This is a genomic window from Shimazuella alba (assembly GCF_009831235.1).
GTDB lineage: Bacteria > Bacillota > Bacilli > Thermoactinomycetales > Thermoactinomycetaceae > Shimazuella > Shimazuella alba.
Genome location: NZ_WUUL01000013.1, coordinates 72,912 through 92,115, shown reverse-complemented (window position 1 = coordinate 92,115; position 19,204 = coordinate 72,912). Strand labels below are relative to the sequence as shown.

27 protein-coding genes are annotated in these 19,204 nt (G+C 38.0%); 19 read left to right on the top strand and 8 right to left on the bottom strand.

Going from position 1 to position 19,204, the window contains the following annotated elements; all coding sequences use genetic code 11:
- Positions 1 to 1,193: 1,193 nt before the first annotated feature.
- The 3 genes from GSM42_RS16830 to GSM42_RS16820 are packed head-to-tail and all read right to left on the bottom strand — an operon-like array spanning position 1,194 to position 2,774.
- Entirely contained in the window at positions 1,194 to 1,673 is a 480-nt protein-coding gene (locus GSM42_RS16830; protein ID WP_160802699.1) for a hypothetical protein, read from the bottom strand.
- 1 nt (position 1,674) lies between these two features.
- Positions 1,675 to 1,977, bottom strand: coding sequence for a hypothetical protein (locus GSM42_RS16825; RefSeq protein WP_160802698.1), 303 nt, complete (start codon positions 1,975 to 1,977; stop codon positions 1,675 to 1,677).
- Positions 1,965 to 2,774: a DUF4158 domain-containing protein gene (locus tag GSM42_RS16820; protein ID WP_237446677.1), complete on the bottom strand. Its 810-nt coding sequence runs from the start codon at positions 2,772 to 2,774 to the stop codon at positions 1,965 to 1,967. The genes GSM42_RS16825 and GSM42_RS16820 overlap by 13 nt, the downstream gene beginning before the upstream one ends.
- 337 nt (positions 2,775 to 3,111) lie before the next feature.
- Here GSM42_RS16820 and GSM42_RS16815 point away from each other — a divergent pair, with 337 nt between their 5' ends.
- On the top strand, positions 3,112 to 3,306 hold the full coding sequence (locus GSM42_RS16815; protein WP_160802697.1) for a hypothetical protein: 195 nt from the start codon (positions 3,112 to 3,114) through the stop codon (positions 3,304 to 3,306).
- Positions 3,307 to 3,327: 21 nt separating this feature from the next.
- Here GSM42_RS16815 and GSM42_RS16810 read toward each other — a convergent pair whose 3' ends face one another.
- Positions 3,328 to 3,519, bottom strand: coding sequence for a hypothetical protein (locus GSM42_RS16810; protein WP_160802696.1), 192 nt, complete (start codon positions 3,517 to 3,519; stop codon positions 3,328 to 3,330).
- A 976-nt stretch (positions 3,520 to 4,495) separates the two neighbouring features.
- Between GSM42_RS16810 and GSM42_RS16805 the strand changes: the two genes are divergently transcribed.
- Positions 4,496 to 4,906, top strand: a complete 411-nt coding sequence (locus GSM42_RS16805; protein ID WP_160802695.1) for a hypothetical protein — start codon at positions 4,496 to 4,498, stop codon at positions 4,904 to 4,906.
- Between the two features lie 359 nt (positions 4,907 to 5,265).
- Here the strand turns inward: GSM42_RS16805 and GSM42_RS16800 are convergent, their stop codons facing one another.
- The 4 genes from GSM42_RS16800 to GSM42_RS16785 form a co-directional block, all read right to left on the bottom strand.
- Positions 5,266 to 5,472: a Tn3 family transposase gene (locus GSM42_RS16800; protein ID WP_275402168.1), complete on the bottom strand. Its 207-nt coding sequence runs from the start codon at positions 5,470 to 5,472 to the stop codon at positions 5,266 to 5,268.
- Positions 5,473 to 5,534: 62 nt separating this feature from the next.
- Positions 5,535 to 5,783 carry a hypothetical protein gene (locus GSM42_RS16795; RefSeq protein ID WP_160802694.1) on the bottom strand — a complete coding sequence of 83 codons (249 nt, stop codon included), beginning with the start codon at positions 5,781 to 5,783 and terminating at the stop codon, positions 5,535 to 5,537.
- Complete coding sequence (locus tag GSM42_RS16790) at positions 5,773 to 5,931, bottom strand: hypothetical protein (protein WP_160802693.1); 159 nt, start codon at positions 5,929 to 5,931, stop codon at positions 5,773 to 5,775. Before GSM42_RS16790 ends, GSM42_RS16795 begins: the two co-directional genes overlap by 11 nt.
- A gap of 1 nt (position 5,932) precedes the next feature.
- Positions 5,933 to 6,091 (bottom strand): helix-turn-helix domain-containing protein, encoded by a 159-nt coding sequence (locus GSM42_RS16785; protein WP_160802692.1) that lies wholly within the window; start codon positions 6,089 to 6,091, stop codon positions 5,933 to 5,935.
- 176 nt (positions 6,092 to 6,267) lie between these two features.
- On the opposite strand from GSM42_RS16785, the gene GSM42_RS20805 reads away from it, so the two are divergent.
- From GSM42_RS20805 to GSM42_RS16715, 17 genes are all read left to right on the top strand, one after another.
- The gene (locus tag GSM42_RS20805) at positions 6,268 to 6,405 is read left to right on the top strand and encodes a hypothetical protein (protein WP_237446676.1); all 138 of its coding nucleotides are present in this window, start codon (positions 6,268 to 6,270) and stop codon (positions 6,403 to 6,405) included.
- A 66-nt stretch (positions 6,406 to 6,471) separates the two neighbouring features.
- Positions 6,472 to 6,720, top strand: coding sequence for an amidohydrolase family protein (locus tag GSM42_RS21065; RefSeq protein ID WP_420821009.1), 249 nt, complete (start codon positions 6,472 to 6,474; stop codon positions 6,718 to 6,720).
- Positions 6,714 to 7,391 (top strand): amidohydrolase family protein, encoded by a 678-nt coding sequence (locus GSM42_RS16780; protein ID WP_275402166.1) that lies wholly within the window; start codon positions 6,714 to 6,716, stop codon positions 7,389 to 7,391. The genes GSM42_RS21065 and GSM42_RS16780 overlap by 7 nt, the downstream gene beginning before the upstream one ends.
- A 697-nt stretch (positions 7,392 to 8,088) precedes the next feature.
- The gene (locus tag GSM42_RS21530; protein WP_476712897.1) at positions 8,089 to 8,166 is read left to right on the top strand and encodes a DNA ligase LigA-related protein; all 78 of its coding nucleotides are present in this window, start codon (positions 8,089 to 8,091) and stop codon (positions 8,164 to 8,166) included.
- 34 nt (positions 8,167 to 8,200) lie between these two features.
- Entirely contained in the window at positions 8,201 to 8,392 is a 192-nt protein-coding gene (locus tag GSM42_RS16775; protein ID WP_160802691.1) for a DNA ligase LigA-related protein, read from the top strand.
- 2 nt (positions 8,393 to 8,394) lie between these two features.
- Entirely contained in the window at positions 8,395 to 8,625 is a 231-nt protein-coding gene (locus GSM42_RS16770) for an NUDIX hydrolase (protein WP_160802690.1), read from the top strand.
- A gap of 32 nt (positions 8,626 to 8,657) precedes the next feature.
- Complete coding sequence (locus tag GSM42_RS16765) at positions 8,658 to 8,921, top strand: NUDIX hydrolase (protein ID WP_160802689.1); 264 nt, start codon at positions 8,658 to 8,660, stop codon at positions 8,919 to 8,921.
- A 66-nt stretch (positions 8,922 to 8,987) separates the two neighbouring features.
- The gene (locus GSM42_RS16760) at positions 8,988 to 9,635 is read left to right on the top strand and encodes a DUF4004 family protein (RefSeq protein ID WP_160802688.1); all 648 of its coding nucleotides are present in this window, start codon (positions 8,988 to 8,990) and stop codon (positions 9,633 to 9,635) included.
- Positions 9,628 to 10,350 carry a polymer-forming cytoskeletal protein gene (locus tag GSM42_RS16755; protein ID WP_160802687.1) on the top strand — a complete coding sequence of 241 codons (723 nt, stop codon included), beginning with the start codon at positions 9,628 to 9,630 and terminating at the stop codon, positions 10,348 to 10,350. Before GSM42_RS16760 ends, GSM42_RS16755 begins: the two co-directional genes overlap by 8 nt.
- A gap of 758 nt (positions 10,351 to 11,108) precedes the next feature.
- Positions 11,109 to 12,638, top strand: coding sequence for an MDR family MFS transporter (locus GSM42_RS16750; RefSeq protein WP_160802686.1), 1,530 nt, complete (start codon positions 11,109 to 11,111; stop codon positions 12,636 to 12,638).
- 70 nt (positions 12,639 to 12,708) lie between these two features.
- Positions 12,709 to 13,398, top strand: a complete 690-nt coding sequence (locus GSM42_RS16745; protein ID WP_160802685.1) for a prepilin peptidase — start codon at positions 12,709 to 12,711, stop codon at positions 13,396 to 13,398.
- 24 nt (positions 13,399 to 13,422) lie between these two features.
- Positions 13,423 to 14,448 carry an SPOR domain-containing protein gene (locus GSM42_RS16740; RefSeq protein WP_160802684.1) on the top strand — a complete coding sequence of 342 codons (1,026 nt, stop codon included), beginning with the start codon at positions 13,423 to 13,425 and terminating at the stop codon, positions 14,446 to 14,448.
- Positions 14,449 to 14,609: 161 nt separating this feature from the next.
- A complete protein-coding gene (locus tag GSM42_RS16735) occupies positions 14,610 to 15,212 on the top strand; it encodes a Maf family protein (protein ID WP_160802683.1) in 603 nt (200 codons plus the stop codon).
- A gap of 14 nt (positions 15,213 to 15,226) precedes the next feature.
- The gene (gene radC, locus GSM42_RS16730) at positions 15,227 to 15,907 is read left to right on the top strand and encodes a RadC family protein (RefSeq protein ID WP_275402165.1); all 681 of its coding nucleotides are present in this window, start codon (positions 15,227 to 15,229) and stop codon (positions 15,905 to 15,907) included.
- A 62-nt stretch (positions 15,908 to 15,969) separates the two neighbouring features.
- Positions 15,970 to 16,650: a septum site-determining protein MinC gene (locus tag GSM42_RS16725; RefSeq protein ID WP_160802682.1), complete on the top strand. Its 681-nt coding sequence runs from the start codon at positions 15,970 to 15,972 to the stop codon at positions 16,648 to 16,650.
- 15 nt (positions 16,651 to 16,665) lie between these two features.
- Complete coding sequence (minD, locus tag GSM42_RS16720; RefSeq protein ID WP_160802681.1) at positions 16,666 to 17,460, top strand: septum site-determining protein MinD; 795 nt, start codon at positions 16,666 to 16,668, stop codon at positions 17,458 to 17,460.
- A gap of 224 nt (positions 17,461 to 17,684) precedes the next feature.
- On the top strand, positions 17,685 to 18,896 hold the full coding sequence (locus GSM42_RS16715; protein ID WP_160802680.1) for an ATP-grasp domain-containing protein: 1,212 nt from the start codon (positions 17,685 to 17,687) through the stop codon (positions 18,894 to 18,896).
- Positions 18,897 to 19,204: the final 308 nt, after the last annotated feature.

The window sequence follows — 19,204 nt, the reverse complement described above, 5'->3', positions numbered from 1 at the left end:
CCAAAAGATTTTAGAGGATATTCTCATTGTTCTATCATAGGACTTTCAAACAAATAGGGAAGAATGAATACCAATTAAATTGAATGTAGCTTTATAGTTATACAAAGAAAAGCGGGAGGCCTGCTCTTATTAAAGTAGATCTTCCTCCTTTTTTACTATGAAAGACGAGCAGGAAGCAAACCATAACCTGCTATACTGTTATTCGCATAGCTGTGAAAACTTGCTGTTTATGCCAATAAAAAAATGAACAAGAATGCTTGTTTTTTTGTATTCGCAGCAACCACTCTTTACTAATATGTATTTCAAAAAAGATTGTCATTAATCAATTTATTTTACTATTCGCTTTTTTTGGTATATTATGAAAATTAATTTACGATATTAGTTAAGAGTAGTCGATTAATTAACAACTACAATTTGTTATTCCGAAAATACAAGTTTCTAATAATTAACTAATAACATTAATATCAAGCAGTACGATCGAAAAGGGAATGCTTTTTGAAAATAGGAAAATGGAGTATGTCTTTATTTGTGCTTGTATGTGTGGTCCTCCTCCCTCTTTCTTCAGTATTTGCAGCATTGGATAAATTGGGTATGTACAAATTGACCATTAATACAGGACAGAAGACTGGAAAGCTCACTTATTATAGAACCTCGTATGTGTATTCTGATGGTGGAAGTTTTAAGGTTTATAATAAGAGCATGGGAAGTACGTAGTTTTTGGTGTACGAATATGATCGAAATTGCGTTTACGATAATGACGACTATGTATAATCTTAGACATTGAGCATTGGCAAATGTTACACATTCGAAAATTTGGATAAATTTAAAGATGGAGACAACAATAAAGCGGAACTTTATGTTAAGGCTGCTCTTCCATCAGGTGGTCTTGCCTTTGAACGCCAAGTGATATTATACGACTAAATCGACAATGCTCAAAAACATCAGATACTTCGGTCATACTCAGGTTACGCTGAGAGATCGAAGTATTTGTTAGTAGGACTTGATAGATGAAATAGAGACATATCGTAGGGCTTTGTTTTGGAAGAGATAAAGTTATGTTGACAACGATCCAAAACTCAAGAAAAAGTTGAGTATAATGAACTTGTCACAAATGAGGTGATTTTTCAAAGCCGCTTTTGAACTTATTTCAGAATTGAATTTAAATCCTTTTAATGCTTCTATAACTTTTATTGCTAGGCTGGTTTATAATCAAAACAAACCAGACGATTTTCTTCGAATCCTTGATTCAATAGACTTAGGCTATCTTTCATCAAATCTTTTATTTTCGAGATGAAAAGTTCTACATCTAGCGGGATTTTCAAGGCTTGAAAATGCTCTTCTTTGTGTTCTTCAAAATCTTGGGGAAGATCCCCTTCTGGGTTCCGATAGCGATCTGCACCTTCAATCCAAATTTCTTTACAGCGTAATCGCTTTCGTAGCGATTGCAAAACAGCAATCTTATAGTTTACTCGATTGACACGTTCTTCTCCTTTGCTATCGGTTTCAATCAGGTTCTCTTTCCATTTCGGTTGAATGACCCCTTCAATCGGTACTTCATCCGAAAGAGCAAAATAGCGCTGTGCCCTTCCTTTATACTCTCGAATGAGTTGAATCGCTTCAATGACAGGTTGATGGTTTAGGTTATTGCAACGAAAATCCAGATGTTTTAACATGTCACAGAAAGAGGATCGATAATGCCCCTAGTAGGAGGTGTGCATCTTGGTGTAAATTTTTTCGGTATTTCCGTTTGTTTCGTTTCATTTCTTGGATGATATTTCGGATGGTTTCCGGATTTACTACAGAATACAAAATATCTTGAATCACACCCTCTGGGTGGGTAATCGTGGCTTCCGGTAAATCAATGATGTGTTTATTCTTTCCTTCTACTTTCTGTAGATCCTTCACCACTTCGATTTTGATTTTGTTTTCAGCCTTATTTCCCAGTTTCCGAGTAACTTCATCGATTAAATCTGCCAAGTGATGGTGACTTCTGCTAAACGATGCCAAAATAAGATAGCAAGCAAACGAATATAAGGTGGATGAGCACGTAGTTCGGTTACCATCTCGGTAGCTGCACGCAGTCGATATTTTTTCACCAAGTTAGGAGATATTTGCTTACATAGATCGTGCGGGACTTGAAGATGCTGGATAGCTAGGTGCTTTTTCATTTCCTGATTCATCGTAGATACACTTGGTTTGTTTGGAGTAGCTAATAGCTGGCGAAAACTTAAAATATCACTTTCTTTCGCAAGTTCTTCTTCTGTATACTGGTCAACCTCTTCCTCCGATTCTAGTAAGACATCCATCCGAGACAAAGTAGTTGGGGACAATTGCTTAAAAGTGGTTTGAAAAAAATGCTTTTCAAAGGTATCCATAACAGAGTCAATCATCCGTTTTAAATTGCCAGTAGAAGGAGGTTCGACTTTCCACTCCCGAAATAAACGGTATGCTTGATCTTTTAGATAATCGGTATCATGGGTTAGCTGAACTTGTAACCATTCTTGCAATTTTTCGTTATCTTTTCGTTTTAGTTCTCGAAAACCAAGAAGATTACGAATGATCTTCCGATGATCCGTGTAGCTCCTTTCTTTTCCACCCCAACTATATCCGTTAAAGAAATCTCCAATCGAAGCATTTACCTGATCCGCTAGATATTGAACAACTACCGGAGGGACATCTTGTTTTTGATTCGGAAAACGAGTTTCTGTTGAAAATATTTCAAAAGAACCGCACAACCTAAACGATTTGCGTTGGTTTTCTTCCCCATTAACCAAATGACGTTTACTGGGTAATGTCGTGAAGTGTTCTTCTAATTCCTTTTGTCCCAGTTTCTCTTCAATACTGCTTTCCCTTCTCTCTATGTCATTTCTAAATAAGTATAATTTCTGATAGAGAGAAGATATCTACAAAAGCAGTACAAATCAGTTAAAAATCAAAATTACAAAATATGGAAATAATCCTGCAGACTAGAGCAGGAACCCTGTCACTGGGCCTATTTCGAAGAATAAGGCATTTTATAGCAGTTTTTATATCTTATATACCTTATGGGCATTACCTCATATAAAAACAACGCTCAGAACCGCGTATATTAGATATTTCACATACAGGAGGATGATCGAATGGTGGCAATTCTCAGAAAAAGGCGACACTATTCAAACAAAAGATGGTCGTCGTGGAGTTGTATTCTACGTTAATCGTAGAATTAAGTATTATCAGGTTATTTGTCGAGATGATAATCATGAGTTGGTGCCGTTTGAGGATGTGAAAGTGGGTGGACCAGCTACGAAATTCGCAACTGGTCCATGAACCATAGAACAGAGGAAGAGACTATTCCCCTTCCTCGATCGTGGTATCACCGGTCTGAAGGTCAGTGATGTGCGTGTTCTTGTCGACCTTCACACGCAGGAACCGACGACCGTCCCCGTACTCGTGGTAGATCGTGGTTCCGTAGAACCAGACCTTGACTCCATCAGGAGAGACGCTGTCAGGCTCGCGGGTGGGGAACTCAATACTGCTCATGATTCCTCTTCTAGGGTTCGGGATCGCTCAACCGGATAGGAGCAATCTTCTCATTTAAAGATAGCGCAGTTTGATAGGTTGATCAATTGGAAAAGGAAAACCCTACAGGCAGCACTGTAGGGTTGGTGGTAGTTAGCCAAAATATTTAGTAATCATGTCATAGACAAAATCAATTATTTGGATCACTGAACTGCTCTCTATCTTCATGTATCAAAAACGATCGTACTGTAAACGATTTTCCATCTTTAGAATTCCTCCCAAACTAAGATGGAATTAATAATAGATTTACATAATCTGTAATTCTAGTTGTCCACATACTGTTCTATGTTTTACTAAACAAACCCATCAGGACAGCGTCCCGAGCATTTTTGTACCCACTCTATGTATTCTTCATCCTCACTAGGTTGAATTTTTTCAAACTGAAACATAGCGATTCCCCTCCCCCTTTTATATTCCATTACTTATTTCTGAAGGGGATTACTTGTTTCTAGTAAGGATAATGAGACGATTCCTTTCTTTATCCGATAAGGCAGGAAATAGGAGCTAAAATTCATGTCCGGTAAGGTCTATTCCAGTTTTCTGTTCACTTGCTCCCTAAACCCCAGGTGCTATTATTAGGTGATAGGCATGAGATTTTTGATCGGAAAATTCTGAAATATTTCTTTTCGAGGGGATGGCAAAAACACCCAAATTCCATTCGGCTTTTTTTGTTAGCAATAAATGTTAATAAGCAATCTTTCGGTTAGCTGCTAGAGTTGCATATAGCTATAGGAAATTAGGTGAATTTTCTAAAAATGGTTATTAATTCTAATCATTACCACATATTATAATATATTTTATTAATTTAATATTAGATTTTTATTCTATTTTCATGTATAATGATTCCCAAGAGGATTAAATATTTAATAAATGTCACTTGTTTTTATTTTACTTAATTGTTTGTGAACGATTACATGACAACAGGGAGGAAGTCATCATGAGTTTCAAAAAGATTACAGTACCATTTCTTGCTTTTCTTTTTGCACTATTGACACCGTTTTCATTAGTATTTGCAGATTCTGCTGGATGGCAATTGTTATGGTCTGGACAGGTACATTATAATTCCACTCTTAATGCTTATATTACACCTGTAGATAGCGCACATGCCTCAGAATATATTCGAGTATGCAATCCAACAGGTTCGACACAAAATTTTTATATCAAAGATTATGATCCAGATAGTTCAGATGAATATTTAACTAGTGGTTATGAGAGTCTTAGCCCGTATAGTTGTGATTCTTATTGGATTCGATTTTTAGAAGATGGGACTAATGGGCAAGCTGAAATTTATCTCCAAACAACTAATAAATCATCTGGCTATAATGATCAATACAAAATTTATGATTGATAACAAAAAAGACCTCTGATTTTTTTCAGAAATCATTTCAGACTGAAGAAAAAACACTTCTGAAAACGATTCAGAAGTGTTTTTTCTATCATTTGTTGGGGTTATCAGTTAAATTTTCTTCATATAACATCTGAGCCTTAGCATCATTTCCAATGTCATGATAGCTATAGGCTAAATGAAAACAAAATCTTTTTTTATAAAGCGAGCCTTTTTTGGGGAAGCATTCTCAAATAGCTCAACGAATATAAAATATGTATTGTCCTTTTTGCATTCCTCATAGGGGGGGGTCGTCCGAGATAAGTCCAAAAACGGCACAATAGATAGAAAAAATTGTAAAAAGGGAATAAAGGCCCTTTCTATCAAGCACTTTCCAACTCTAATTTTAATTTCCCATCAAAAGGTTGAGATTGTTTTTCCAAATCAATGACATAATCACCAAATCGTTTAATATGTTCCGTCAGATAAGGACTCAATGCACTTAGATCCTCTGGGTTTACCGTATAACCTTCCTTTCTTAACTGTCGTATTACTTCCGCCAAATCCACAACATTTTGAAAAATATCCAATCATATGAGACGTACGTGCTCTAGTCCGTCAGATAGATTCTATTATATGGTTACGATACCCCTCAGTCGCCGGATGCTGGTTCGGTAACTCTGTCAAAATAATCCCTAATATGACCACGTGTTATTTTTACCAACTCTTTTAATGGTATTTGTTGATCACCTACCAAAATAATGGGTTCTTTTCTAAGTAAGGCTGCAACTTCTACTGCATTGGGCATTTCCATAAATTCATCGAATGAAACCAAATGAGCTATATCATGCCATTCTCTATGGCTAACAGCACACAAAGGATTTAGATTATTAAAAATCATTATTCCCTCCTTCACCAAGAGGAATCTTGTAATGCAAATCTATTCCTTCACTATAACGCCCACATCGTGAACAAATCTCTTTATGCTCTTTGAAATAACGCCGTCTAATTTTGCTGTTGAATTCTTTTCTAAGTTCTTGTTGATTCATGCTAATTTGCATCCTTCAATTTTCGATGTAGTGTCATCCGAGATATCACCACTTTATCAGCTACCTGTTGCATCGTCATATTCCCCTGATCTAGAAGGTAACGAGCATATTCCATCTTATCTTTTTCCGTTTGAGGTCTACCAGGTGTTCGACCATGCAATTTAGCTGCTGCTAACCCTTCCTTTGTCCGCTCGAACCGTCAGGAAAGTTTCCTTTTCAGGTAACAGTAACTGCTTTAATGGGACGAAAAGACGGAAAGGATTGTTAACATTAGTTTTAAGTAGATGGAAATGGCGAAATAGTAACGAAACTCTAGAGGGAAAGAAGTTGGGATGAATGAGTATTCATCTGATCCAAAATGCAATCATACTTACGATGATGGAACCAGATGAAGTTCTATCAAAGGGAATATTCTTAAAGGAAGAAAGATTAGAGCGATTGGCCAAATCTCCCCAAAAGATCTCTCATTGGTAAAAGAAGTAATAGATGCAGATGGAATGGTTGCAATGCCTGGTTTAATAATCAACATAATATACACCGATGTCATTGTTACGGGGATTTAGTGACGATCTACGTCTTATGGATTGGCTGGAGAAAAAGATGTTGCCAGCCGAAAGTAGAATGAATGAAGAGGACATTTATTGGGGTGCTTTGCTAGGAATTGTGGAAATGATTAAATCTGGAACTACTGCTTATGCAGATATGTACATTCAGATGGATCACGTTGCAAGGGCAGTGGAAGATTCCGGTATTCGTGCTTCTCTTACAAGGGGATCATTCAAATGTTAGGGGAGGATGGGGGACAACAGTTACAAGAGGGAATTGATCTCATCAAAAAATGGACAGGGAAAGCGAATGGAAGAATTACAACCATGTTAGATCCTCATGCTCCATTTACTTGTACACCCGAGTACCTAAAGAAAGTTGTTCAACTAGCAGAAGAACTACAGGTACCCATGCATATTCATCTTGCTGAAACACAAGAAGAAGTAGCGAAAATGCAAAGCAAATACAAAAAATCCCCAACAAAATATTTGTATGATCTAGGTATGTTTTCGGGTGAACACCATGTGTTGCTGGCTCATGGAATACATCTGAATGATGAAGATATCGATCTAATCAAATATAACAAAGGAGTAGCTCACAATCCGATGAGCAATCTAAAATTGGGATGTGGAATTGCTCCGATTAAAAAGTATCTGAATCAAGGAATCACGGTAGGGATTGGAACAGATAGAGCAGGAAGTGCCTCTACTCTAGATCTATTCAAAGAAATGAAGATCGTTGGTGGACTTCAAAAAGTAAACTACTTTGATCCAACAGTTCTCGATGCGAAAACGTTATTAAGGATGGCTACTATCGAGGGAGCAAAACTATTATCAATTGATGAATATGTAGGAACACTAGAAATAGGGAAGTATGCAGATATCATCCTCGTGGATATTATGCAACCCCATTAATTCCACACCACGATATTCACGCGCTGTTGGCATATTGTGCTACGGGTGCTGATGTACATACAACCATTGTGAATGGAGAAATTCTCATGAGAGATCGGAAACTTCGAACCGTTGACGAATCACAGATATAAAGGAAGCTCTAAAGAGATCACAACGTCTCGTTGAAGGATTTTAACTCAATGAGGTTTTAGACTCATCTTTTTTTAGTGGAATTAGAGCAACAACAAGAGATCTTAAACCAATTTGATTTCAACCTATTTCAAACTTGTCCAAGTGGTTGGGCTCACTGGGACTTCCACTTATATATGCTATTCTAAAATGATCATATTTCAGCACCAGAACTAGATGTAGCTCGTGCAACCTTATCTGGTTACATTGATGAAAATGGTTTGGATGAGAATAAGTTAGCTGCATTTTTAAAAGGTTTATCAAGGATGGCTTCCTTCCTTTGAGTTAAAAGATTTAGGACGATCACTTCAATTACTATAGACAATAGAAGCACTTTGGCAGATGAAAACAGATATTGAGAATTGTAGTATAGTTCCACAACATTTCTTTTTAGAGATTGAGTGGTTACAAAACAACTGGGGTATTCTTTGTGATTAATAAAGTAGTCGCTAGGTATTTTTAAAGATGAGAATCTATATTACCTTTAAATGTAGCAGTAATTTGATTGTATTTTTTGGGAGAATGTCCAATGAATGTTGAAGCACTTGAATTAATTAATCGTCGTCGTCGACAAATTCTGATCCATTCTTTTCTGTACTATAGATAAACACTTCAATTGTTTCAGATGTGACTTATGATCAATGGCAAAAGAATTAGCAGAATTGCAACAAAAACATCCTGAAATAGCACATGGGGGAGTTTACGCTGATGTCTTCAAGGATTTTTTAGAATCAGTTACTGGTTTTCATTTACCTCTTAGTAATCCTTGGGTTATATCAAGAGGTATGTATGTTTTAGAATTGACCCAAAGACAAGAATTACAAGGAGTTTAAATTTGAGTGGGAAAATGGTGAATGAATTTATTGATATTTTTACGGACCAATATGAGTTTATTGGACAGGTTTCGAAAGAAGAGGCACATAGAAATGGATTATGGCATCGAGTATTCACATGTATAGTCATAAACAGTGAAAAAAAGACAATGCTGCTTCAGAAAAAGTCTCCTAATCAATATACTTTTGATAGGCCAAATTATGTAGATGTGGCAGTTGGTGGCACTTTCTAGAAGGTGAAAAGATAGAAGACGGTATCAGAGAAATGAAAGAAGAATTAGGAATAGATGTGTCTTTTGAACGATTGATTCCGTTAGGAGTTCGACAAACTGCTGCAACAATAGCACCAGACTACAGCATTAAAGAATTCCAATATATCTTCCAATTGGTGGAGAATCACCCCCTGAAAGACTATCCACTGAGTTCATCTGAGGTTGCTGGATTGGTGGAGGTTTCTATTGGGGCACGGTTCATTTCCGTTATATGGTTGCGTTGCCCCTCAGTCGCCGGATGCTGGTTCTACCCTTAAAAGATGTATTTGCTCTTTATCATGTAACAATGTTATGTTACTCTGGTGAAAAAGGGGAGGACGAATATGGAACAAGAATTGATTTCGAAAAAGGATCTCCTGATCAAAACAGGCATTTCATATGGGCAATTGTACCGATGGAAACGTAAAAAGTTAATCCCGGAAGAGTGGTTTATCCGTAAATCTACGTTCACTGGGCAAGAGACATTTTTTCTAAAAGAGGAAGTTTTGGAGCGTGTCGAACGGATTAAAAGTATGAAAGATGATGTTTCCTTGGATGATATGGTTACTGTGTTCGATAAAAAACCTGATTCGTTTCCTGCCTATCTTACTAAAGAAGATATATTGAAACGTAACATTGTTTCTTCTGTAGTTATCGAGCAATTTGCTAAGAAATTCACCTTAGAAGATCGCATTTCCTTTGATCTTGTCTGTTTGTATTATTTGATTGACAAAATGCTAAGAGAAGGAAAAATAAGCAGATCAGAAGGTGAGTTGATCTATCAAACAGTTGAGCCATATCTACAGCATGTACACCAGAAAGACGGAGTATTTTATTTTACAAGAAAAATGGGAGTACCAGTCGTAACTGTCGTCTCACCACCAGGAGATGCTCATTTTGATCCAGAGGTAGGAATCATAGAAAAGTACTCTTTTCATAAGCTTTTCATTGAGGTAAAAGAGATATCGCAAGGAGGTAAAAAAGATGAATAACTTAGTCTTAATGGGGCATGGATCAGCCTCTGGTGGAGTGTATGATCGGGTGCGAATCAATGGAGATGCAACGATAACAGGTGATATAGAATGCGTGGAATTGATATGCAATGGCAGGGTAAAAGTCGCTGGTAATCTCAAAGCCAAATCAATCAGAATTAATGGTGACGGAACATTTGAAGGTCAAGTAAATGCGGATCGATTAAAAGTTTATGGTCAGACAACTGTTGGAGTTTCTCTTGTTATGAAAACTGCATCTATCTATGGAGAATTAAAAATAAAAGGAAATGCGACCTTTGATTCCTTGAATCTCAAAGGCGGTTTACAAGTAGCAGGAGATTGTGAAGCGGAAGACTTCAAAATTCGTGGAGCATTTACCATTAAAGGTCTTTTGAACATTGGGACGGCAGATATAGTTCCTTATGCGGATTGCAAAGCACCTGAAATCGGCGGAGAAAAAATAATGGTTAGAAAGTTCAATCGACCTTTTGGTCTCACCAAATGGTTTAAATTCCTCTCCTCGTATGAAGCAGAAGTAGTTACGGATATGATGGAAGGAGACGATCTGGATATCGAAACGGCAAATATTAAAGTTGTTCGTGGAAATCGAGTGAAGCTCGGTCAATCAGCAGCGATTGATCGTGTGGAATATCGGGATCACTTCGAAAAGCATGAGCAGTCATTCGTAAAAGAGGAAGTGAAAGTAACAGCTTGATGGTGGCAACAGGTAGATATTGGTAAGGATACAGTGATTTAGTTACTTGGGCAGCGGAATGTTTATATGCTGCCCAAGCAGATGTATTTATCGATAGCTCTAATGGGCATTACAGGAAGAATTCAAGTAGTTTCTCTACGTGATCTCACACACTCCGTCCAGTTTATAAGATCCGCTCGTTACAACTTCAACATGCTTCCAAAGCTAATTCCGCAGAGAATCAGGAACAACATTCCCTAGTAGCATACGATCGATCTGCGCATCGACCATCTCATCCAGAACAAAAAGCACTGCTTGGTTTTTGGTGAGCTGAAGGAGGTAGTCACCGAATCGGATCGTGCATTCGTGCCCCTTAAGCTGGGTCTTAGGAGCAGACCATGAGCCAGAGAAAGCCGAATCGACTCTCCAAACTCATTAAAAGCGAAAATGAAGTGATGAACGTCTCCATAGTCGGAAATCCTTTCAGTATGAAGAAATTTGACTTTTTCATTATTATACATAGCCCACATGCTAGATTAGAAAAATAGTTTCGTGAAGAATATAATCGAATGATAAATCGACCCTTTGGTATAATATAATGGTTTGTGATTATCCACTTATAAAAGTAGAATGAATGGCGGGAGTTGATAAGTACTCCAAAGGAAGAATGAAAATGATTCATTAGTCACAGTCAAATGAATAATAGTTTGTTTTTTCAAATCGATTTAACAAACATCAAGAAATCGATGAAAGTAACAGCTTGATGGAGGGAAATACGGATGGTTGCTCAAAAGCAGAGCAGAAATGGCTTTGTTGTAGCAGGGCTATTGCTTGGAATATTGATCGCTGCAATGGATAATACCATTGTCGCTACTGCTACTGGTACGATTGTTTCCGACCTTGGAGGATTTGACAAATTTGTCTGGGTAACGTCTGCTTATCTTATCACACAGGTAGCAGGAACTCCGATTTTTGGGAAATTGTCAGATATGTATGGTCGGAAAAAGTTTTTTTTATTTGGTCTCATCGTGTTTTTGACCGGGAGTATTTTGTGTGGACTGGCACAAAACATGGTGCAATTGAGTATTTATCGAGCGATCCAAGGGATAGGAGCAGGTGCATTAAATCCAATTGCTTTCACGATTATGTTTGATCTCTTTCCTCCTGAAAAACGTGGAAAGATGTCTGGTCTATTTGGAGCAACTTTTGGTTTATCTAGTATTTTTGGACCACTTTTTGGAGCACTAATAACAGATAATTTTAGTTGGCATTGGATATTTTATATCAATGTACCGCTAGGAATCATCTCTCTTGCGCTTATTGTGCCATTTTATAAAGAGTCTAAGACATATACCAAAGCGCAAATCGACTGGTGGGGGGCACTTACCCTTGTTATTAGTGTTGTGTCTTTGATGTTTGCCTTAGAGCTTGGCGGAAATGAATATGCATGGGATTCAGTGGAGATTTTAGGCCTGTTTGTTTCTTTTGCGGTTTTCCTTCTTGCATTTATTTGGATTGAAATGCGAGCTAAAGAGCCTATCATTAACTTTCAGATGTTCAGAAAAAGGCTTTTCACCTCTAGTGTACTAGCAAATTTGTTTTATGGAATTGCTTTTATTGTAGGAACCGTGTACATACCGATCTTCGTACAAGGAGTTATGGGTGGATCAACGACAAATGCTGGTTTTATTTTGATTCCTATGACTCTTGGAAGTGTCGTTGGAGCTCAGATCGGTGGATTACTTGTTTCCAAGACTAATTTTCGAACGATTATGGTCACATCCTGCGTGATATTTATAATGGGAGTATTTTTATTGAGTACCATTTCTCCAGATATAACAAATTCCGTTTTGACAACCTATATGATCATTACCGGTTTTGGGGTTGGCTTCTCTTTTTCCGTATTAGGACAATCAGCCATTCAACCATTTGGATATCGAGAACGAGGGTCTGCTACATCTACGAGTACTTTTTTACGGACATTGGGAATGACCCTTGGTATTACGATCTTCGGAATTTTACAGCGAAACTATTTTACGGATAAGATAACAAGCGTGTTTTCTGGTGTAGGTGGTGCAAATCTACCTGCTGGTCCATTGGCAGATCCTAGAGCTCTTTTGAACCCAGAAACAAGAGAAAAAATTCCACCAATTATCCTAGAGAAAATCACAGCTGTATTGTCGGATTCCATTGCATATACATTTGCTTGGGCGATCATTCCAGCAGTTTTTGCATTTATCTGCGTTTCCTTGATGGGAAATGAAAGAGTAGAAGTGTCAAAGAAAAAAGCTGATCCCGTCCCGAATTAGGAAATCAAAAAGCAACTTTTTTTAAAAAGGTTGCTTTTTTTGTTATGATATTCTAAAAAATTAGAAATGAATGATAATATTGGAATATCTTTCTATCATCAGTATCGTTTTAGTCAGTATTAGTAGTTTCTACCTGCCTTTACTTGGAAAAAAACTTCTAGCATACCGCAACATCTCACATGAATTCCTTCATTCTTATTCGTTCTTGCTCGCTATATTAGGAGGAGTGGGAGGAGGGCTTCTATTTTTTCAACTTCATACCATTCTTGAGATAGGAATAGCGTTATTATTCCTTTTTCTTCTTTTGCTGATTGGCTGGATAGACTGGCATACTTCTTATATATTCGATCAACTAACAATTGGTGGATATGTGATTCTCGTCATTTTACTAGCAATGCATGATCTACCATCTTTGCCCTATCAAATTGGTATAAGCATCGTGACGTATTTGATTCTCTTTTCCATTGCAAAAGGCACCAATCGTCTGGGGCAGGGAGATGCCAAGTTGATGGCTTTGTGTTCTTTGATGATCAGTTGGGAAGGTGTATTATTTGCACTCTGGCTGGCATCTATCAGTGGTCTTTTATGCGTTGTGTTTCTTTTCATAAGAGGAAAGACATTCTCTTTAAACCAAGAGTTTCCATTTGGTCCGCATCTTGCATTTGGAGCATTTTTTTCTTATCTGGTAAGCCTTCGATGCTCTATCTTTTTTTCCTGTAAATCTGTTCTATCAACTCTACTAGCTCATATACTCTACTAACAAGTTTGAGAGAGGGTAGATGAGATGGAAGTAAATATCGGAACCAAAGTACAAAGGAAGACAAATAAAGAGACTTTCCAGCCGAAAGTACAAACTAAAAAAATCGGCAAATCCAATGAACCACCAAAATCCAAGATCAAACCACGTATCATCCCTTTTCCATTAGAAGATATGGTGAGCACACAAAGTGATGTGATTGATTGGTCTTCTCCTGGGAAGCCGTTTGGAAGTCAGAAAAAAGATAAACGTCCATTTGTTCATCTATTTATCTCCATTGCTGGTGCTTTGTTAGTAGGTACAGTGATGGGATTCTCGGTTCTAACGTTATTTTTCTCTGATCATCCCAATGCCAATAGTAATACAATTGATGCACATTTGCCTGCACCTTCTGAGAAAACACCAGCAGCAAACAAACAGATTGATCAGAAATCAGCAACAATAAAACCAACAAGCATGAACATACCTGCCCTGCATGTTTCTGTTTTGCAGGCAGGAAATTACCAATCGAAGAGTAGTGCGACGGCAGTAGCAAAAAAGTACCGAACAAAAGGGTTTGCTGCTGTTATGTCTGATCAAGCACCATATCGTATCTATTTAGGAGTCGCTGCTAATAAAAAGGATGCACAGAAATTGACGAAGAGGTACGCTGAAAAAGGGATTACAGTTTATATTAAAGAGCAATCCCTTTCGGGAAAAGCTCCAGAAATTGCTGATTTGATTCAGACGTTAAAAATAGGTAATCAGTTATTTACACAGCTGCAAGCTATATCAGTAGCGAGCATTACAAATCCTGAGAAAGCACAAATACCCGCTAACTTAAAAGCGAAGCAACAAGCATTTATGAAAGCAAATCAAAAATCGAATGCATACTCAAACGAAATTCGTGCTGCAATGATAGAGTTAGCTAGAGGTCTTGATCAAGCCGTTCAAGGTGCAGATGAGTTGTCCAAACACCAAAGTACAGCGTTTGCATGGTTTGTGCAAGAAGGTTTAGTTCGATATACAACAGGATATGAGCAACTCATTTATGCCCTTTCTCAAAAACGGTGATAAGGGTTGCGTGATTTTTTGTGAAAATAATGATAAAATATTTTTATAGAAATACAAGGCTTTTTCTTGCTTCTGGGCTTTGCAGGAGTTGAGTAAAATCTTGTAGAATAGTACAGTACGTATATTCCCATTTATATTTTCCAATAGGAGGAATTTTCGGCTTGACTCATCTTATTCTCGCCTCCTCCTCTCCCCGCAGGAAGGAGTTGCTCGAGCAACTAGGACTATCATTTGAAGTGATTAGTAGTTCCGTTGATGAATCACAGATCGCGCTTACTGAACCTGAACAACTGGTTATGGAGTTGGCACTTCTTAAAGCAAGATCAGTAGCTGCCACCTCTTTTTCGTCTGCTGTGATAATTGGGGCAGATACGGTTGTATCGATTGATGGAAAAATACTAGGAAAACCAGCGGACAGGCAGCATGCAGTAGCAATGTTACAGCAATTATCTGGTAGAAAACACCAAGTTTTCACAGGTATTACGCTCATCGAATGCAAAGCAGGAGAGATTACGCAAGTTATAACTGATTTTCGTCAGACAAATGTATGGATGACGGACTTATCTGATCAAACCATTGCTTGGTATGTAGATACAGGGGAACCGATGGACAAAGCTGGATCTTATGGTATTCAAGCACTTGGGGCATGTCTCGTTGATCGGATTGATGGATGTTATTTTAATGTTGTTGGGTTATCGCTTCCCTTGCTTCATCAAATGTTTGGACAACTGGGTTATCACCTCATGACAGATTTTTCTCGTTAAAGGAGTGATGAGCGTTGTTAATTCAGGATCTGCCCATAGACGAACGTCCTCGTGAGCGAATGATGAGATTGGGACAAGCCAACTTATCGAACTCTGAACTAATTGCTTTATTATTGCGAACTGGTACAGCAGGAGTTTCAGCTACACATTTAGCAGAAAATTTATTGAGTAAGACCGGAGGTTTAAGAGGTCTTGCTAATATGAGTTTAAATGAGTTGATGAATCTCAAGGGAATTGGACCAGCAAAAGCCATTCAGTTAGTAGCAGGACTGGAGTTAGGTAGGAGAATTACACGTACACTCCCAGAAGAAAAGCCACGAATGCAATCACCAGATGATGTAGCGAATTATGTCATGGATGAGATGCGTTATCTGACGCAAGAACATTTTGTCTGTATTTACTTAGACACCAAGCATTGTGTGATCGAGAAAAAATGTGTCTTCATTGGAAGTCTAGATGCTTCTGTCGTTCATCCAAGGGAAGTTTTACGAGCGGCAATTCTTGCAAGTGCTTCTGCTTTTATATGCATACATAATCATCCTAGTGGCGATCCATCGCCAAGTCGAGAAGATATTGAGGTAACGGAACTTTTATATCAAGCATCTATGACAGTGGGAATAGATTTATTGGATCATATTATTATCGGAGATCAACGGTTTATTAGTTTAAAGGAACGGGGTTTTTTTCCTCTATAAGTACAAGCAGGAAGGAAAACAGTAGGGTATAGCGAAAGAATAAGGAGATGGGGTGAGCTAGAATGGCAAAGGTAGTAAAACCAAGTGTATTAATCAAAGGTACAAAAGATGGACTTCTTTTCTTTTTAGATGATAACCTCCCCTTTTCCATAGTGCTTAATGAATTAAAACATAAATTGCTCCATGAAAACGCATCCCATATTTGGAATGGTCCTGATATGCGAGTACAGATAAAGCTAGGAAAAAGGCAGATTACAAGACGTGAAGAACAAGATATGCGCGAGATATTTTCATTCCGAAAAAATCTTCATGTACATACGTTGGAGTCAGATGGTGTTCCTTACTTATTAGATCCACCACGAAAAATGGAGATGCTCACAGGTACCGTTCGATCAGGACAAGTACTTACGCACCGAGGAGATCTACTGCTGCTTGGAGATGTGAATCCAGGTGGGTGTGTACAATCAACCGGAAGTATTTTTGTATTAGGAGCACTACGAGGTTTGGCGCATGCCGGCAGTGACGGAGATGAAACGGTAATTATTGCAGCTTCTATTTTCCGCCCAACACAACTAAGAATTCATAATATTATCTCTCGTCCGCCAGACGAATGGAAAGAATCCGAAAACCATATGCGTTTTGCTTATATCGTCAAAGATCAGATCGCGGTAGATAAAATGAGTCATCTTAGCCATATTCGGCCTGAAATGGAATGGAAAGAGCTCAGTAGAAGATTCGGCTAGGGAGGAGGACCAGTAATGGGAGAAAGTATTGTCGTAACATCCGGAAAAGGAGGAGTAGGGAAGACTACTACTTCTGCTAACATAGGCACTGCATTAGCACTAATTGGTAAAAAAGTATGTTTAATAGATACAGATATTGGTCTACGTAACCTAGATGTTTTAATGGGTTTAGAAAATCGGATCGTTTACGACATTGTAGATGTGATCGAAGAGCAATGCAGAGTAGATCAAGCTCTGATTCGAGATAAACGATGCGAAGAACTGTATTTACTCCCAGCAGCACAAACAAAAGATAAAAGTGCGATCACATCCAATCAGCTTAGGAGATTAATTGCAGATTTACGTGATCAATTTGATTATATTATCATCGATTGTCCGGCAGGAATTGAATCGGGCTTCCAGCATGCAATTGCTGGTGCAGATAAAGCAATTGTTGTGACGACACCAGAACATACTGCTGTTCGAGATGCAGATCGAGTAATTGGGCTTTTAGAAAAAGAGAGGATTGCTACTCCAAAATTAATCATCAATCGTTTCCGGAAGCAACTGGTCAAGGATGGTGGAATTCTTGATGTCGAAGAAGTAGTTTCCATTTTATCAGTGGATTTACTTGGAGTAATACCAGATGATGAGCAAGTGATTCGAGCTGGTAATGCGGGAGAACCGACGGTTTGGAATAGCGGATCATTCGCAGGTAAGGCGTATCGAAATGTAGCACGGCGAATAATGGGTGAAATGGTTCCGCTTCTCGTTCAAGAAAAAGAACCTAATATGATAGGGAAAATGAAAAAGTGGCTTGGATTTGCTTAAAACAACCCCGAATGGGGTTTTTTATATGGATAAAAATTGCAAAAAAATTATAGGAAACCATTATACAAAAAAGTAAATTTTTAGGTTTTAAAAAGAAAATTCGGTCTTTATTACAAATAACTAATTGATTGCATGAAATAAAAAGATATAATTATAATGGGGGAGGATGGATTGAAGGGGTTTTTTGAAGAAAATTCCGTAAATGTAACAAAGAGGAGGAACCAATGAGTATCTTAATTTTAAACGCAGTTTCCCATGCAGATTGTCCATATGATGAGTTGTTAGGTGACTTGGGGGAAGAGCTTGTTTTACTGACTGATAGCAAGTATGCTGACGGTTTTCCCAAACAAAAATACGCCTATATCGAAGCATTTGACTCATACGACGTGAATAGCAACGTTGAACTTCGGGCGATAGAACTGTATGAAACATACCAATACCATACCGTAATTGCTTTAAAAGAAATGGACATCATACGAGCCGCTAGTATTCGGGATTGGTTTGACCTCAAAGGACAGCGTTCCGATAGCGCTGAACAATATCGGGATAAAGTGCGAATGAAAGAAGTTGCTGGTAAAAATGGAATACCTGTAACAAAATTTCGCCGAATTCACTCCTCTTTTGATCTCATCCAATTTGTTCAGGAACATGATTTCCCAGTTGTTGTGAAACCTGTTACTGGTAGAGGTTCTACTGGAACATCAGTGTTAGAAAACAAGGAAGCTTTATCTCGCTTTATTGCACAAGGTGTCCCTTTGGAAATCGCAGTAGAAAAGTTTGTTGAGGGAGAAGTTTACCATGTTGATGGAATAGTGCAGGAGGGACAGCTAGCTTTTATTAGTGCTTCTAAATATTATGATGCACCTCTGCATTTCCACACTACTGACTATCAAGGAGCATTTTTGCTCACTCCAACAAGTAGTATTGCAGAAAGATTAGTAGATATGACGAAAAAGCTTATTACTAGTTTAGCTACCCCTGAATATACTACTTTCCACGCAGAATGGTTCCATACACCCGATGATCGAATCGTATTAGTAGAAATCGCAAGTCGTACAGGTGGCGGACGTATTGCCCAAATGAATGAACATGCATTTGGTGCGAACCTATTAGAAGCATCTTTGCGATTGCAGTGTGGAAAAACAGTACCTGTTCCTTCGGTTGAAAAACAAAAAAATCCAGATATACTTGCTGCTTGGATGATTCTTCCACCGAAAAATGGGACTTTACTATCTTTACCGACAGAACAACCGCCTAGTTTTGTTGTAGAGTACAAATCAGTCGGTAAAATTGGACAAGATTATGGTGATCCTGTCAGTCAAGTCGATCACATTGCTTCTTTTGTTGTCGAGGGAGCAAACGAAGAAGAATTGCAAAAGAGAGCTCAAGCAGCTTCTGATTGGTTTCATGAACGTGTTTCTTGGGATTTGAATTGATTTTCGAATGAAAGTAAGGTGCTAGGTGCAATTCAGCAAGTATCTAGTATCCTGTTTTCTAGTTTTTTAATTTAGAGAATTCGTTCAATAATAGTATAATACTAGAATAAAAAAGGCAACCCTTTAAGGGTCGCCCTTTTTAGTTTGCTCGCTTAGAAGGCAGTTTTGCTCTACACCATTGGATAGATACTTTCCAGACTTTCTGTACCCAATCACGTATCTTTGTCACTGTTATTTTCCTCCTTTTTCAAGTTGTACAATAGGAGCATATGACGCACATCTTCATCATATGATTGTACAAATTGGTA

Bases quoted from the DNA above. Each gene is read 5' to 3' on its own strand.
- GSM42_RS16830 (WP_160802699.1), bottom strand. From the start codon at position 1,673: ATGTTAAAACATCTGGATTTTCGTTGCAATAACCTAAACCATCAACCT.
- GSM42_RS16815 (WP_160802697.1), top strand. From the start codon at position 3,112: ATGATCGAATGGTGGCAATTCTCAGAAAAAGGCGACACTATTCAAACA.
- GSM42_RS16810 (WP_160802696.1), bottom strand. From the start codon at position 3,519: ATGAGCAGTATTGAGTTCCCCACCCGCGAGCCTGACAGCGTCTCTCCT.
- GSM42_RS16805 (WP_160802695.1), top strand. From the start codon at position 4,496: ATGAGTTTCAAAAAGATTACAGTACCATTTCTTGCTTTTCTTTTTGCA.
- GSM42_RS16795 (WP_160802694.1), bottom strand. From the start codon at position 5,783: ATGATTTTTAATAATCTAAATCCTTTGTGTGCTGTTAGCCATAGAGAA.
- GSM42_RS16790 (WP_160802693.1), bottom strand. From the start codon at position 5,931: ATGAATCAACAAGAACTTAGAAAAGAATTCAACAGCAAAATTAGACGG.
- GSM42_RS20805 (WP_237446676.1), top strand. From the start codon at position 6,268: ATGAGTATTCATCTGATCCAAAATGCAATCATACTTACGATGATGGAA.
- GSM42_RS21065 (WP_420821009.1), top strand. From the start codon at position 6,472: ATGTCATTGTTACGGGGATTTAGTGACGATCTACGTCTTATGGATTGG.
- GSM42_RS16780 (WP_275402166.1), top strand. From the start codon at position 6,714: ATGTTAGGGGAGGATGGGGGACAACAGTTACAAGAGGGAATTGATCTC.
- GSM42_RS21530 (WP_476712897.1), top strand. From the start codon at position 8,089: ATGAATGTTGAAGCACTTGAATTAATTAATCGTCGTCGTCGACAAATT.
- GSM42_RS16775 (WP_160802691.1), top strand. From the start codon at position 8,201: ATGGCAAAAGAATTAGCAGAATTGCAACAAAAACATCCTGAAATAGCA.
- GSM42_RS16765 (WP_160802689.1), top strand. From the start codon at position 8,658: ATGAAAGAAGAATTAGGAATAGATGTGTCTTTTGAACGATTGATTCCG.
- GSM42_RS16760 (WP_160802688.1), top strand. From the start codon at position 8,988: ATGGAACAAGAATTGATTTCGAAAAAGGATCTCCTGATCAAAACAGGC.
- GSM42_RS16755 (WP_160802687.1), top strand. From the start codon at position 9,628: ATGAATAACTTAGTCTTAATGGGGCATGGATCAGCCTCTGGTGGAGTG.
- GSM42_RS16750 (WP_160802686.1), top strand. From the start codon at position 11,109: ATGGTTGCTCAAAAGCAGAGCAGAAATGGCTTTGTTGTAGCAGGGCTA.
- GSM42_RS16745 (WP_160802685.1), top strand. From the start codon at position 12,709: ATGATAATATTGGAATATCTTTCTATCATCAGTATCGTTTTAGTCAGT.
- GSM42_RS16740 (WP_160802684.1), top strand. From the start codon at position 13,423: ATGGAAGTAAATATCGGAACCAAAGTACAAAGGAAGACAAATAAAGAG.
- GSM42_RS16725 (WP_160802682.1), top strand. From the start codon at position 15,970: ATGGCAAAGGTAGTAAAACCAAGTGTATTAATCAAAGGTACAAAAGAT.
- minD (WP_160802681.1), top strand. From the start codon at position 16,666: ATGGGAGAAAGTATTGTCGTAACATCCGGAAAAGGAGGAGTAGGGAAG.
- GSM42_RS16715 (WP_160802680.1), top strand. From the start codon at position 17,685: ATGAGTATCTTAATTTTAAACGCAGTTTCCCATGCAGATTGTCCATAT.